The sequence below is a fragment of the Ruegeria sp. CK2 genome (assembly GCF_056536585.1).
On record NZ_JBQFPW010000001.1, the window covers coordinates 37,087 to 51,629 of the forward strand.

General features: G+C 55.5%; 11 protein-coding genes. 5 read left to right on the forward strand and 6 right to left on the reverse strand.

Features of this window, described 5'->3' with window-relative positions; translation table 11 throughout:
* Positions 1-67 precede the first annotated feature (67 nt).
* The 6 genes from ACR0BU_RS00180 to pyrH form a co-directional block, all read right to left on the reverse strand.
* Positions 68-1,183 carry an NUDIX domain-containing protein gene (locus ACR0BU_RS00180; protein WP_480735367.1) on the reverse strand — a complete coding sequence of 372 codons (1,116 nt, stop codon included), beginning with the start codon at positions 1,181-1,183 and terminating at the stop codon, positions 68-70.
* Positions 1,184-1,212: 29 nt separating this feature from the next.
* Positions 1,213-1,653: a TrgA family protein gene (locus ACR0BU_RS00185; RefSeq protein WP_298932272.1), complete on the reverse strand. Its 441-nt coding sequence runs from the start codon at positions 1,651-1,653 to the stop codon at positions 1,213-1,215.
* A 15-nt stretch (positions 1,654-1,668) separates the two neighbouring features.
* The gene (locus ACR0BU_RS00190; RefSeq protein ID WP_298932274.1) at positions 1,669-2,877 is read right to left on the reverse strand and encodes an SAM-dependent methyltransferase; all 1,209 of its coding nucleotides are present in this window, start codon (positions 2,875-2,877) and stop codon (positions 1,669-1,671) included.
* Positions 2,878-2,946: 69 nt separating this feature from the next.
* Positions 2,947-4,371, reverse strand: coding sequence for a cryptochrome/photolyase family protein (locus ACR0BU_RS00195; protein WP_480735365.1), 1,425 nt, complete (start codon positions 4,369-4,371; stop codon positions 2,947-2,949).
* 48 nt (positions 4,372-4,419) lie between these two features.
* Positions 4,420-5,646 carry an aminotransferase class V-fold PLP-dependent enzyme gene (locus ACR0BU_RS00200; protein WP_480735364.1) on the reverse strand — a complete coding sequence of 409 codons (1,227 nt, stop codon included), beginning with the start codon at positions 5,644-5,646 and terminating at the stop codon, positions 4,420-4,422.
* Positions 5,647-5,906: 260 nt separating this feature from the next.
* Positions 5,907-6,659, reverse strand: coding sequence for a UMP kinase (pyrH, locus tag ACR0BU_RS00205; RefSeq protein WP_480735363.1), 753 nt, complete (start codon positions 6,657-6,659; stop codon positions 5,907-5,909).
* A gap of 97 nt (positions 6,660-6,756) precedes the next feature.
* On the opposite strand from pyrH, the gene miaA reads away from it, so the two are divergent.
* From miaA to ACR0BU_RS00230, 5 genes are all read left to right on the forward strand, one after another.
* On the forward strand, positions 6,757-7,650 hold the full coding sequence (gene miaA, locus ACR0BU_RS00210) for a tRNA (adenosine(37)-N6)-dimethylallyltransferase MiaA (RefSeq protein ID WP_480735362.1): 894 nt from the start codon (positions 6,757-6,759) through the stop codon (positions 7,648-7,650).
* A gap of 347 nt (positions 7,651-7,997) precedes the next feature.
* Entirely contained in the window at positions 7,998-9,668 is a 1,671-nt protein-coding gene (locus ACR0BU_RS00215) for an ABC transporter substrate-binding protein (protein ID WP_298932286.1), read from the forward strand.
* A gap of 137 nt (positions 9,669-9,805) precedes the next feature.
* Positions 9,806-10,852 carry an ABC transporter permease gene (locus ACR0BU_RS00220; protein ID WP_299078646.1) on the forward strand — a complete coding sequence of 349 codons (1,047 nt, stop codon included), beginning with the start codon at positions 9,806-9,808 and terminating at the stop codon, positions 10,850-10,852.
* 12 nt (positions 10,853-10,864) lie between these two features.
* Positions 10,865-12,328, forward strand: a complete 1,464-nt coding sequence (locus tag ACR0BU_RS00225) for an ABC transporter permease (protein ID WP_480735360.1) — start codon at positions 10,865-10,867, stop codon at positions 12,326-12,328.
* A 93-nt stretch (positions 12,329-12,421) separates the two neighbouring features.
* Complete coding sequence (locus tag ACR0BU_RS00230) at positions 12,422-14,509, forward strand: dipeptide ABC transporter ATP-binding protein (protein WP_300067198.1); 2,088 nt, start codon at positions 12,422-12,424, stop codon at positions 14,507-14,509.
* The last annotated feature ends 34 nt before the right edge of the window (positions 14,510-14,543 follow it).

The window sequence follows — 14,543 nt, forward strand, 5'->3', positions numbered from 1 at the left end:
GCACCCTCATGTCATTATGTCTCAACGAAGATTTACAGATGCAGTGTCCCAACCACAAGCGTCATAGTCATGCGCGCAGGCGGTCCCTGTGACGTGCCAACCAATGGGCGAGCGTCAACAAGGGCAAATCCTTGAAAACACTCTGATCAACAAGGTTCATGAATTCTTCGAACGGCAGAATCTGCGTGCGGATATCCTCACCCTCAGTTTCCACACCGCCTACCTCGGTGGTTTCGGTCAATTCGCCCACTCCAACGTAGAGATAGACATACTCAGTCGACGATCCGCTTGATGAATAAGCGCCACCCGCATATTCAAGCTTTTCCAAGGTGATTTTCGCCTCTTCTGTCGCCTCGCGATACGCGGTTTGCTCGGGCGTTTCTCCGGGATCGATCATTCCGGCGACGGGTTCCCACATCCAGGGTTCCGGGTCATCGATCAAAAACAACGGCGTTCTGAACTGCTCGACCAACAGGACCGTGTCGCGCACCGGGTCATAAGGCAACACAACTACGGCACTGCCTTGCAACAGTGCATTGCGGCTTAGCACAGGACCCATCGAGCCGTCGTGCTGGCGATGCTGCAGTTCGATTTCTTCCAATCCGAGGTAATCAACATAGGCCCGGGTATGACGATGCACGACGACATCTTCGGCCACATTGCGTGGATCACCGGTTTTGCGTTGTCGCGCAAACAGCTTGGCCCATGCCCGTGTCTGGATCGCAGGCATGCTGCGCGAGATCGCGCGGGCGTCGACCTTGCCGAAATAGGCCATTTCTTCTTCAGCGGCGAGCGTAGTTACCTCGCCCAGCCGATCGACCCAATTCTGCAAAGACCAGGGATCGCTAGGTATCCACGCACCGGGAGCTGGATAAAACACCTGCGCGGAAGCTTCGCTATCATCCTGCAGAACAACAGTGACCGGTTCTAGATCATAGTCGAAGCCGCCTTCGTAAAACGCCAGTCTCGCCAAATCCTCAGCCGTCAGTCCACGCACAAGGATACCTTGGGCATTTGCCCGGGCTTCCTGCAGGATCATTGGAAAGTCCTGCCCCTGAACTGCGTAAACCATATGGTCAGGAAGGATTGCTGCATCCATGGACAGCGCGTTGGCGTCGCGCCCCAAAACACGGTGCAGCAAGGGCTCGTGCCGCAACGTTCCATATAAGAAAAGATCAGACACAATTCAGACTTTCACGCCGGACAAAGATATCAGCGCCAACGGCGGCTTGCTTCTTCAGTTGCCAATCCAGCAGCCACAGCGCCAACGCCCAATGTCACGAGGATTTCGGGAACCAGCAACAGCTGACCATAGTCGAGCCCGATCTTGAAGATGGCCAATAGTGCCTCGAAGGGGCCGTCGTAGCGGTGACGCATTGCCAGACGGAACATCTCGTAGCAGCCTTGTACAAACAGCGCCCAGAAGACCAATGAAGCAACACCCGTCAAGCCATTGTTTACCCCCGCTGTCCAGCCACGACCTGCGCGCTTGCCCATGATCTTCCATCCACAGATCCAGCCCAACGCGATGTTTACAACGGTGAAATAGCCATAATCTTTGCCTTCTTCACCATTTTCTATGATCATGCTCGACACCAAGAAGGCTATTACCACCAGACAAATGGCGGCAACTAGACGTGAGGCACTGGGCATTCTGAATTCCGTTCCTTAACTGGGCTTTGCTACGGTGATCTGTGTCACATCACAATTGCCTGTGTCAAAGGCCGCTCCACATGCGGTCAAATAATAATTCCACATGCGGCGAAAACGCTCATCAAAACCCAATTCTGATACTTGATCCCATTTGGCATTGAACGTCTCGTACCAACGCCGCAAGGTCAGGTCGTAGCTTTTACCAAATTCTTTGGATCGCACTAGTTTCAACCCCGCCTGATCAATTTGTTCACGCAAAACCGTCGGCGATGGCAGCATCCCACCCGGAAAGATGTATTTCTGAATGAAATCAACACCATTCTTGTAGAATTCCCAGCGGTGGTCTCCGACGGTGATGATCTGAAAAGTGGCTTGCGCCCCGGGTTTCAGCCTTTCGCGAACCGTGTCAAAGTAAACCGGCCAGTACTTCTGGCCCACCGCTTCGAACATCTCGATCGAGGCAATCCCGTCATAGTGCCCACGCTCATCTCGGTAGTCTTGCAGCTTGAAATCGACAAGATCAGAAAGTCCTGCCTTTTCTATACGTTGAGAGGCGAATTTCAACTGTTCTTCACTGATGGTCAAACCTGTTACGCGAAGGCCACGCTCTTTCGCGGCATATTCGGCGAACCCACCCCAACCGCAACCAATCTCAAGGATGTGGTCACCGGGCTTGGCACCCATTTCGTCAACCAAGCTTTCGTATTTCGCGGCTTGTGCTTTTTCCAAGCTTTCCTGCCCTGTTTCAAACAGCGCGCTGGAATAGGTCATCGTGTCGTCCAGCCATAGACCGTAGAAGTCATTGCCCAGATCATAGTGGTAAGAAATGTTCTTTTTGGCCTGCGTCCGGTTGTTACGGTGCAGCCAGAAGCGCAACCGCTCGTAGGCCTGAACCAGAAACTTACCCGTGAAACCATCATACACTGTTTCAGTTCCCAGATGGACCAGATCCATAAAGGATCGCAAATCAGGCGTGCTCCAATGTCCGTCCAGGTACGCGTCGGAAAACCCCAGCTCTCCCTCGCGGATTAGTCGGGCAAAAACATCAGGGTCGTGGATATCGACCTGAGCAACGGGACCTGGTTTGGCGCCCTCAGTGCGAAACGTACGGCCATCTGGCAAGGTGATATCCAGACGGCCAGACTCCATCTTGCCCAGCATCTTGAAAACCTGCGCGAAATATCTGGGCAGATTTTTTTGCCCCTCAGTCGTCATAAAGATCATCCGCTCTCCCCTTTGCGGTGCCTCTGGAAGGCTAGGCCGCGATTCTGTTTCTGGCAAGTTTTCAGTTCCTTACTGGCTTTTTCGGCATTCATACGCGGCCAGCGCACGGCGTCGCCCATCTGGCAATGCGACGACAGGTTTTGGGTAATCTGTGTCGGGCCGGATGTTCCACGATCTCGGAACGGCATCGAAATAGGCAAGTGCGGTATCGCTTGCATCGGCCTGACCCTCTGCAATCCACCGCCGTATGTAAGCGCCATCGGGATCAAACCGCTCCTGTTGTGTCTGTGGATTGAATATCCGGAAAAACGGCGACGCGTCGGGGCCTGATCCGGCCACCCATTGCCACCCCATTGCGTTAGCAGCCGGATCCCAATCGATCAGGCAGTCCGCGAACCAATCCATGCCAATCTTCCAGTGAGTCATGAGATGCTTGGTCAGGTAGCTGCCGACAATCATTCGCGCGCGGTTGTGCATACGCCCGGCGACATACATCTGCCGCAAACCCGCATCGACGACCGGAATGCCTGTTCTGGCCTGCTGCCAAGCCACCACATCAGGATGATTTGGATCGATATTCCAGGGAAACCCATCCCATTCCGGTTTCCAATTGCCGGTCAAAAGGCGTGGCGTGTGATACATCAGGTGGTACGCAAACTCACGCCAAACAAGCTGGCGCAAGTACGCCTCAGTCCCGGACACGCCCGTCATGGCGGCGCGCTGCACCCTGTGCCACGCGGTACGTGGCCCGATTTCACCTAATGAGAGGTACTCTGACAGGTTCGATGTCCCATCCCGGTCCAACCTGTCCCGATCGTTGGAATACCCGCTAACGCGGTCCAGAAAACCGTCCAGATGATCAAGCGCCGCCTTTTCACCCGGCTGAACATACGGCCTGACGACGAAAAGCCCGCGGTTCATAGCCGTTCCTAACTTCCATGAAGCCAGATCATCAGAAGCAGGCCATTGCGTCGGCGCTGGCAGCCGCGTCGGCGCCGCATCTGGAACAGAAACCTCTCGCGACTGAACAGCCCGCCACATTGGCGTGAAAACACGGAACGGCTGTCCCGCTTTGGTTGCAACGGTCCAGGGTTCGAACAGAAGATGACCGGCAAACGACTTTGCCTGCACGCTTTGAGCGCTCAAAGTCGATTTGATCATTGTATCGCGTTCGATCGCTTCTGGATCGTAAGCACGAGACCAGTAAACGGACTTGGCCCCGGTTTCGGAGATCAAATGCCGCAATTGATCCAAGGCATTGCCGCGACGCAGGATCAGCCGACTCCCAATTTGCCTTAGCGACTGGTCAAACGCTTCCAACCCCAGCCCAAGGCGCCACTTTGGTGCTGGACCCAAATGCTGGACCAGGTCGTCCAATATGAAGATTGGTATGATGGGGCGGCCTGTTTCCAAAGCCGCCTTAAGTGCCGGATGATCCGACAGGCGCAAATCCCGTCGGAACCACAAAATAATCGGAGACTGCCCCTGTGACATACTTGTCCTGATGTTTTCTTCTTTATACGAGGCCGAGCAAAATTTAGATCACAAAACGCGTTCAAGTGCCCCTAAAAGTTGATCAATTTCATTTTTCGCGGTGTAATGCGTGAAACTGATCCGAAGAACACCCTGCGCTGGATCGACACCCATAGCTTGCAACGGTCGCGACGCATAAAAGTCTCCGCCGCCAGCCATGATACCATGCTGCGCAAGTTCCGCCGCAACTGGTTCTGCTGGGCGACTCAACGACAACGCGACCGTCGGCGCCCGCACAGACGCATCTGACGGGCCAATCAAACGGACGGCATTTCGATCTTTCACAGCGTCCAGCACAGGTTGCAGCAAAGCAACCTCGTACGCCCGCATCAGATCATGAACAAAGACTCCTTGCTCGGCTGCGCCTGTCTTTGGCCCACCGTGATGGCCACACAGCTGTTCCACATAATCCGCCATCCCGGCGCTTGCTGCAATCTGAGCATGATCCGGGCCGGCCGGAGTGAACCGTTTGTACAAATCATCGCCGTTAAAATAATGCGCCTGGTTGGGCAGCAGCTCTCCAAGTGTACGGCGAATGACCATGCAGCCTTGATGCGGCCCATAGGTCTTGTAGGCAGAAAACAGGTAGATGTCCGGGCCTAAATCGCCGACATTCGGGAACCCATGCGGCGCGTATGATACGCCGTCCACGCATACAAATGCACCTGCAGCATGGGCGATTGCAGTGATCTCGGTCACCGGATTGATCTCACCCACCACGTTCGAACAATGGGGAAAGCAGACAAGACGCACTTTTTCATCCAGCAGGTTTTCTAGATCTTGTGGGTTCAGCGACCCGGTATCAGGATCGATCTGCCATTCCCGCACCTCGATTCCTGCGTCTGCCAGACGCCGCCACGGGCCGGAATTGGCCTCATGGTCCTGATCAGTCACAATTATGGCCTCGCCTGGTTTCATCCACTGCCGGAACGCCTGCGCCAGAACATACGTGTTTTGCGTGGTCGAAGGGCCAAAGCTCAACTCATCCGTATCTACACCCAGAATCGTGGCCATCCGGGTGCGTGCCTCATCCATCTCTTGTCCGGCAAGCCGGCTGGCCTCGTACGCGGCGTAGGGTTGAACCTTGCGCTGAGTATAAAACCGCGTCAGCCGGTCAATAACCGGCTTGCAAGTATATGATCCGCCTGCATTTTCGAAAAACGCTTGCCCTGCCAGGCTGGGTTCGGAAAAAGCGGGAAACTGTGCCCGAACGAAATCGATATCCAGAGAGCTCATCGCATCTCACTCCTCAGTCATGCTGCACATCAAAGAGGAGCCGGCGCATGTTTCCGGACACCTCAGAAATCATGGCAGGTCTTCCAGCCTCGCCGAAACCTTGGTCACCAACTCATGGCATCGGCAGTTCTATGGATTGATTGCGAACCCTAGGAACGAGGTTACGTTGCCGGTGGACCCCGCGCAGGTCAAGCGTGGCATTCAAACAAAAAAGGCCGGACCCATGGATCCGGCCAATTGCAAATCTCTGGTCGAAATCGTCAGCCTTGAACCTTGGTATAGGTCCCCTCGCCCGCCAGAATGCCGCGGAACCCGCCGGGTTCATCCAAGCCGAATACGATCAAGGGTAGGTTGTTGTCCCGCGCCAATGCAATGGCCGAGGCGTCCATGACCCGCAGGCGTTTGGCCAGAACATCGTCATAGGTCACTGTGTCATAGCGCACCGCATCCGCATGTTCCTTAGGGTCCTTATCGTAAACACCGTCAACGCCATTCTTGCCCATAAAAATAGCCTCGCACGCCATTTCGTTGGCGCGCAGCGTGGCAGCGGTGTCCGTGGTGAAATACGGGTTGCCTGTTCCCGCGGCGAAAATGCAGACCCGCTTCTTTTCAAGGTGACGCACCGCGCGGCGGCGAATATAGGGCTCACACACTTCATCCATGCGAATGGCCGAGATTACACGGGTGAACACCCCAACCTCTTCCAATGCAGATTGCATCCCCAGCGCATTCATGACGGTGGCCAGCATCCCCATGTAATCCGCTGTCGTCCGCTCCATCCCCTGGGCCGAGCCGCTGAGGCCACGGAAAATGTTGCCACCGCCGATAACCATGCAAATCTCGACGCCCATATCATGCACTGATTTGACCTCTTGCGCGATGCGCTGGACCGTTGGCGGGTGCAAACCGAATCCCTGATCCCCCATCAAAGCCTCACCCGAAATCTTCAACATCACGCGTTTATACGTTGTTTTAGGGGCTTCTTCGGTGTCGATGGATGGGGAAAGGCTCATATTGCGCTCCGGGCTGGCACGGGTTTATTTTCCGGCGCAAAATGAAGCAAAAGCGCCGCAGGTTCAATGCGGTTGGTAAGGAATGAGGCAACCCCGAATGACCAGCCGTTCAGCATCACAAATCCTAGACCGCCTGCCCCCGATCCCAGAGGGTAAACCGGTGCTGATCGCAGGCCCCACTGCATCGGGAAAATCAGCGCTGGCCTTGCAGATTGCCGAGACCTTCGGCGGCGTCATCGTGAACGCCGATGCCAGTCAGGTCTATGATTGCTGGCGGGTCATCTCTGCCCGCCCGTCCGCCGAAGAAGAAGCCCGCGCCCCACACAAGCTTTATGGCCACATCCCCTTTGATCAGGAATATTCGACCGGGCACTGGCTGCGCGAGGTTGTTCCTTTGCTGACAGGCGATCAACGCTCAATCATTGTAGGTGGCACTGGCCTGTACTTTACTGCGTTGACCGAAGGCATGGCGGAAATTCCAACCACACCCGCGGATGTGAGGTCATTGGCCGACCAGATGTCGCTGACCGAACTAATGGCAGGCGTTGACGATCTGACACTTGAACGGCTGGACACCAACAATCGTGTCCGTGTGCAACGCGCCTGGGAGGTGCAGCAGGCGACCGGGCGCAGCCTGCTATCTTGGCAGTCTGAAACACCCGCCCCGGATCTGGCTTTGTCGAATGCCGTTCCCATCGTCTTTGATGTCGACAAGGCCTGGCTGCTTGGTCGGATCACCCGGCGCTTTGATCAGATGCTGGAAATGGGCGCCTTGGATGAAGTAAGCGCCATGCGCGATCGATATGACCCGTCACTACCGGCTTATAAGGCGATAGGTGTTCCCGAACTGACCGCGTATCTTGACGGAGAGATGACGCTGGATCAGGCTCGAGAAAAAGCCACAATCTCGACCCGGCAATTTGCAAAGCGACAACGGACTTGGTTTCGCGCCCGGATGAAAGAATGGTATCATATTGATTTCTCAAGGTGATACTTTGGTAAGGCGTTTTCTTTCCTGCGAGACGCTCCGTGATCGTCGAAATTCGATAGTCGGAAGGATAACCCGCGCTTGCTCATCAAATGTCTCACTTTGATAAGTGGGCGAATCCCCATCGGATTGTTCTGGCATAGCCCTTTAAACTCGTATCAAAGATGTCGTTTTTTTGCCATCTATGACGATTTCGAACATTGACCTGATGCAAATTCTGGTGCCGAATGCGCCTATGGGGATGCTGAGAATCCAAAAAAGAAAACCCATCGACCTACCTTTCGGCGCCTGCTGCGCCGGGTAGCTCTGATCTTCACAATAAAAAAACTGTGTCACAGGGAGATGCATTTATGACAAATCAAACAACCACCGGAGCACCGGTACACTGGGCGGCTGAGATGCACGCTCAGGAGTATCGGGACGGTAAGTTAAATCGCCGCGAGTTCCTAACTCGCACCACAGGGCTGGGCCTGACGGCCGCCGCAGCCTACGGCATGATCGGTTTGGCTGCACCTGCCCGCGCGGAAGGTGAGGACGCCAAGCAGGAAGGCGGTACAATCCGCGTTCAACAGGAAGTACGCGCTTTGAAAGACCCGCGTACCTATGACTGGTCTCAGATCGCAAACGTAACCCGTGGCACTATGGAATATCTGGTCGAGTATAACTCGGACGGTACATTCCGCGGCATGCTGCTGGAAGGCTGGGAAGTCAACGACGATGCGACCGTTTACACATTGAAAGTCCGTCCGGGCGTCAAATGGAACAACGGAGACGATTTCACCGCCGACGACGTTGCCCGCAATATCGCGCGCTGGTGTGACAAGAGCTCGGAAACCAACTCGATGGCGGGTCGTTTTGCGACCTTGATTGACGCTGACTCAGGTCAGGCAATTGATGGGGCCATCGAAGTTGTGGACGCAAATACGGTTAACCTTAACCTGCCCAACTCTGACATCTCGCTGATCGCAGGTATGGCCGATTATCCGGCCGCTATCGTGCACAGCTCGTTCAGCGAAACCGATCTGCTCAACAATGTAGGCACCGGTGCCTACCTGATTGAAGAGCTGGAAGTTGGTGTGAAAGCATCGCTGGTCCGCAACGAAGACCACACCTGGTGGGGCGAGGAAGTCTTTGGCCGTCCGGCGCTGGACCGCATCGAGTACATCGACTACGGCACCGATCCTTCCGCCTGGCTGGCTGCCTTAGAATCCGACGAAGTCGACATGCTGTACGAGTCGGTCGGTGAATTCATCGATGTGATGGACAGCCTCGGCTATGTGAAATCGGAAGTTGTCACGATGAACACCATCGTTGTTCGACCGAACCAATTGGCCGAAATCGACGGCAAAAAGCCCTATGCGGACAAGCGTGTGCGCCAGGCTCTGCAGATGGCCGTGGACAACGCGGTTTGTCTCGAACTCGGATATGGTGGCCGTGGGTCGCCTGCTGAAAATCACCATGTTGGCCCGATCCACCCGGATTACTTCGAACTGCCTCCACAGAAAGTCGACCCGGAAGGGGCTCGCGCTCTGATGGAAGAAGCCGGAATGGCCGATTTCGAGCATGAGTTGATGTCAATCGATGATGACTGGCGCCGCAACACTACTGACGCCGTGGCCGCGCAGCTGCGTGACGCGGGCATCAAGGTCAAGCGGACGGTTCTGCCAGGCAACACCTTCTGGAACGACTGGGCCAAGTACCCATACAGCTCGACCAACTGGAACCACCGTCCCCTGGGTGTTCAAATCTGGGCGCTGGCCTATCGTTCGGGCGAGGCCTGGAACGAATTCGGCTGGGCCAACCCTGATTTCGATAACTTGCTGACCGAGGCACTGGCCATTGCCGACGCTGACAAGCGTCGCGAAGTTGTCGCCAAAGGCGAAGCGATGATCCAGGAAGAAGGCGTGACCGTTCAGCCGTACTGGCGGTCGCTCTATCGTCACATGAAGGATGGCCTGGTGGGCACTGACATGCATGTGTCGTTCGAACACCATCACTACAAGTGGGGTTGGGCTGCGTAAAACCCGCCTGCTCACCCTCCGGGGGCGCCTGACTTGGGCGCCCCCTTACAGCCGCAGACTTTCCGACACGGGATCGGACGTCCGAGGCCAGAAAATGGTCCACTGATCTGCGGAACACCCGAATAACAGGGGCCAACATGGGACTATTCATCCTCCGACGGTTCGGCGTCATGCTGTTAACAGCACTGTGCTTGACGTTCGTGGTTTTCTTTCTGACCAACCTCTATCCAAACCTCGAAAAACTCGCCAAGACGCAGGGAAACCAGCGTATGTCCGACGAACAGGTCGAGACATGGCTTGAAAACAGAGGATATCTGCAGCCGACCCTTATCAAGTATGGCCAGTGGCTGGGCGTAATGCCGGGTTACCAAAAGGTTCAGGAGGATGGGCAGGTCTTGGGCACCTGCACGCGCCCCGGGTCAACGGCCGACAACACCCCGAGGTTCTGCGGTGTTCTGCAAGGGGATTGGGGATACTCCAGTGTGTTTAAGGACGAGGTTGGCAGCATCGTCGGCAAACGTCTGGGCAACACCGGCTTTCTGATGCTCTGTGTTCTGGTGCTGATGGTTCCATCTGCCCTTATCGTCGGAGTACTGGCCGGGATGCGTGAGGGATCAGCGCTAGACCGGTCCTTGTCCACTTTCTCGATCATCACAACGGCAACACCGGAATATGTGTCGGGCGTGATTTTCATCGCGATCTTCACCTCATCCACAGTGGGCCTGAAATGGTTCAAGGGGACAGCGACGCAGGCGATGGACAATCCGACCTTCGAAAACTTCTTCCTGCCGGTTCTGACCATTGCACTTTATGGGATGGGGTACATCGCCCGAATGACCCGAGCGTCGATGACCGAAGTGATGACGGCCCAGTACATCCGAACCGCGCGCCTAAAAGGCGTGTCCTTCCCAAACATCGTGATGAAACACGCATTGCGCAATGCGTTGATCGCACCTTTCACCGTCATAATGCTGCAGTTCCCATGGCTGCTGAATGGTGTTGTGATCGTTGAGACCTTGTTCAACTACAAGGGCTTTGGCTGGGCGCTGGTTCAGGCTGCAGGGAACAATGACATTCAACTGCTGTTGGCGATTTCGGTCGTGTCGGTCTTTGTGGTTCTGGTGACGCAGCTGATCTCCGATATCGGCTATGTCTACCTCAACCCACGCATCCGTATTTCGTAAGGGAGATAGAACATGGAACCTCTTACCTGGACCGGCTCTATCGCCTTTCTAAACCCGCTTTTGATGGTTGCCCTTGCTGCATTGATCCTGTCGATTGTGATCTGGATTGTCGGAAGCATTGTCCTGCCGGAAGAACAAGTTACCGTAAACCCGGATGGAACGATAACATCCAGCAGCGGTGTACGAAACCTGACAAATCTGGCCTTGCGGTACAGCTTTGTAGCCTGTGTGGCATTGGCAGTTGGTTACTTGGTGCTGGGCATCCTCATGGGCACAAGCGCCGGCATTGTCGGGGCAATATCCCAACAATTCCTGCCCGTCTGGATGGCGCTGATCATCATGTTTGCCATGTCTATCGCCTATAAACGGCGGCTGGGTCTTTATGGCAAACTGTATGACAGCCCAATCGGTATGATCGGGTTTGGCCTTGTGATGTTCTGGGTGTTCACCGGGATTTTTGGTGCACTCGACCTGATCGTGACACAGGACCCTCTGGCACAGGTCTCGGGCATGAAGAACAAGGTCCCCGGGACGCCGTTGCCGAGCCCTGAAGACGGGCAATACGCCTGGTATCTTCTGGGCGGCGACAACCTTGCCCGCGACGTCTTTAGCCGAATGGTCAAAGGGGCCTGGATTGTGGTGCAGATCGCACCTCTGGCAACCATGTTTGCCTTCATGGTCGGTATTACCCTTGGACTTCCGGCAGGGTATTATGGTGGTCGCCTGGACACGTTCCTGTCCTTCCTGGCCAACCTGATCCTGGCTTTCCCGGTCATCCTGCTGTTCTATCTTCTGGTCACACCGGAAATCGTGGCAACCGGCGTGCCGAACTATATGGCGGCCGTGTTGTTCGTGTTCCCGATCCTGTTTCTGACCGTTTTGCTGAACTCGCGCTATTACACAAGACCGAGTTTCCGCACGCCTCTGTTGATCGGTGTGTTGGGGGTAACGGTCTGGCTGTACTTATCGCTGATTTCTACAAACGGGTACGTGATCAACACGGATGATTACAGCATCTGGGGCCTGCCGACCTATCTGGATCTTTTCGACGTTCCAGGCGGCATTCTGGTGGTGTTCGTTTCGGTGGTCTTCGTGAACTCACCCACCGTGTTTCGCATTGTCCGAGGTTTGGCATTGGACATCAAAACCCGCGACTATGTTGCTGCGGCACAGACCCGCGGCGAAGGCCCTTGGTACATCATGCTGTGGGAGATCCTGCCAAACGCGCGTGGGCCGCTGATCGTCGATTTCTGTCTGCGCATTGGCTACACCACCATCCTGCTGGGAACCTTGGGGTTCTTCGGATTGGGGCTGCCGCCGGAAAGCCCAGACTGGGGTTCTACGATCAACGAGGGGCGCAAGCTGCTGTCGATCTATCTGCACCCTGCCCTGCCGCCTGCCTTTGCGCTGTTGTCTCTGGTTCTTGGATTGAACCTGCTGGCGGACGGCCTGCGTGAGGAAAGCCTGAAGGACTGATGTGATATCGGCCGGGGGCTTTGCCCCCGGACACCCCGGGATATTTTTAGCCAGATGAAGGGGTTCCCCCGGACTCTCGCGAGGAGATACTAGATGAGCAAAATGGCGGAATATGACGGCCCGATCCTTGAGATTGACAAGCTGTCGATCTCATTTTTTACACGTCTTCGGGAAATTCCCGCCGTGATGGATTTCTCGGTCAGCGTTCAACCCGGTGAGGCTGTTGGGCTGGTAGGGGAATCCGGGTGCGGTAAGTCTACTGTGGCACTTGGCGTAATGCAGGATCTCGGCAAAAACGGTCGGGTCGTGGGAGGCACGATCAAGTTCAAGGGCCGCGATCTGGCCGAAATGAGTTCGGAAGAACTACGCGACATCCGCGGCAATGAGATCGCCATGATCTATCAGGAACCGATGGCGTCGCTGAACCCGGCGATGAAAATCGGCAGACAGCTGATGGAAGTGCCGATGATCCACGAGGGTGTGGGCCAGGATGAGGCTTATACCCGCGCGCTGGAAGTGGTCACCGATGTACGTCTGCCCGACCCCGAGCGGATGTTGAATTCTTTCCCGCATCAGCTGTCGGGCGGTCAGCAGCAACGTATCGTGATCGCGATGGCGCTGATGTCAAAGCCTGCGCTGTTGATCCTGGACGAGCCAACGACCGCGCTGGACGTGACAGTCGAGGCCGCCGTAGTCGAGCTGGTTAAGGATCTGGGCAAGAAATACGGCACCTCAATGCTATTTATTTCGCACAACCTGGGTCTGGTTTTGGAAACCTGCGACAGGCTTTGTGTGATGTATTCCGGTGAGGCGGTTGAACGCGGATCGATCAAAGACGTGTTTGACGAGATGCAGCACCCGTATACACAGGCGTTGTTCCGGTCGATCCCTTTGCCGGGCGCGGACAAGAACTCTCGGCCACTGGTGGCCATTCCCGGCAACTTTCCCCTGCCCCACGAACGTCCGTCGGGATGCAACTTTGGCCCGCGATGTGACTATTTCGAAGAAGGGCGCTGCGATTCACAGAATATTCTGATGGAGGCTGTTCCGGGCAATGATCGGCATCACACGCGGTGTCTGAAATTCCAGGAAATCGACTGGAACGCCCCGATCACATTGGCCGAGCAGAAGGAAAAGGGTGAAATTGGCCGGACCGTCCTGAAAATGGACAACCTCAAGAAATACTATGAGGTGGCAGCAAATGCCCTTTTTGGAGGCGGTACAACGAAAGTTGTGAAAGCCAATGAAACCCTGAGTTTCGAAGCACATGAATCCGAGACGCTGGCCATTGTGGGCGAATCCGGTTGCGGAAAATCCACGTTTGCCAAGGTTTTGATGGGGCTTGAAACCGCAACGGATGGCCAAATTCTTCTGGACAATCGCAATATCGAAGACGTGCCAATCGAAGACCGGGACGCCAAGACCGTGGGCGAGGTTCAGATGGTGTTCCAGAATCCGTTCGACACCCTGAACCCTTCGATGACGGTGGGCCGCCAGATCATCAGAGCGCTGGAGATCTTTGGGGTTGGCAATACCGAGGCTGAGCGCAAAAAGCGAATGCTCGAGTTGTTGGATCTGGTGAAACTGCCCCGCGCCTTCGCGGAGAGGATGCCAAGGCAATTGTCCGGCGGCCAGAAACAGCGCGTTGGTATCGCGCGGGCCTTTGCCGGGGATGCACGTATCGTTGTGGCAGATGAACCTGTCTCAGCGCTTGACGTGTCTGTTCAGGCCGCGGTGACCGATCTGTTGATGGAAATTCAGCGCGAGCACAAAACGACCCTGCTGTTCATCAGCCATGACTTGTCCATTGTGCGCTATCTCAGCGACCGGGTTATGGTGATGTATCTGGGTCATGTGGTCGAACTTGGGACAACGGATCAGGTCTTTTCACCGCCCTATCACCCATACACCGAGGCCTTGCTGAGCGCGGTTCCTATTGCCGATACGTCAATTGAGAAGGAACATATCGTTCTGGAAGGCGATATTCCATCCGCGATGGACCCTCCTCCGGGGTGTCCGTTCCAAACGCGGTGCCGCTGGAAATCCGAAGTGCCGGATGGTCGATGCGAGTCGGATGTGCCGCCAGTGAAAACACTGGCAGACGGGCACCAGGTCAAATGCCACCTGGCAGACGACGTGCTGGCCCGAATGCAGCCGGTCATAAAGATAGCCGCCGAGTGAATGAACTAAATTGACCCAAAAGGGCCGGTCAGTG

Coding starts and splice junctions, on each gene's coding strand:
- ACR0BU_RS00185 (WP_298932272.1), bottom strand. CDS start 1,653: ATGCCCAGTGCCTCACGTCTAGTTGCCGCCATTTGTCTGGTGGTAATA.
- ACR0BU_RS00190 (WP_298932274.1), bottom strand. CDS start 2,877: ATGATCTTTATGACGACTGAGGGGCAAAAAAATCTGCCCAGATATTTC.
- ACR0BU_RS00195 (WP_480735365.1), bottom strand. CDS start 4,371: ATGTCACAGGGGCAGTCTCCGATTATTTTGTGGTTCCGACGGGATTTG.
- ACR0BU_RS00200 (WP_480735364.1), bottom strand. CDS start 5,646: ATGAGCTCTCTGGATATCGATTTCGTTCGGGCACAGTTTCCCGCTTTT.
- pyrH (WP_480735363.1), bottom strand. CDS start 6,659: ATGAGCCTTTCCCCATCCATCGACACCGAAGAAGCCCCTAAAACAACG.
- miaA (WP_480735362.1), top strand. CDS start 6,757: ATGACCAGCCGTTCAGCATCACAAATCCTAGACCGCCTGCCCCCGATC.
- ACR0BU_RS00215 (WP_298932286.1), top strand. CDS start 7,998: ATGACAAATCAAACAACCACCGGAGCACCGGTACACTGGGCGGCTGAG.
- ACR0BU_RS00220 (WP_299078646.1), top strand. CDS start 9,806: ATGGGACTATTCATCCTCCGACGGTTCGGCGTCATGCTGTTAACAGCA.
- ACR0BU_RS00225 (WP_480735360.1), top strand. CDS start 10,865: ATGGAACCTCTTACCTGGACCGGCTCTATCGCCTTTCTAAACCCGCTT.
- ACR0BU_RS00230 (WP_300067198.1), top strand. CDS start 12,422: ATGAGCAAAATGGCGGAATATGACGGCCCGATCCTTGAGATTGACAAG.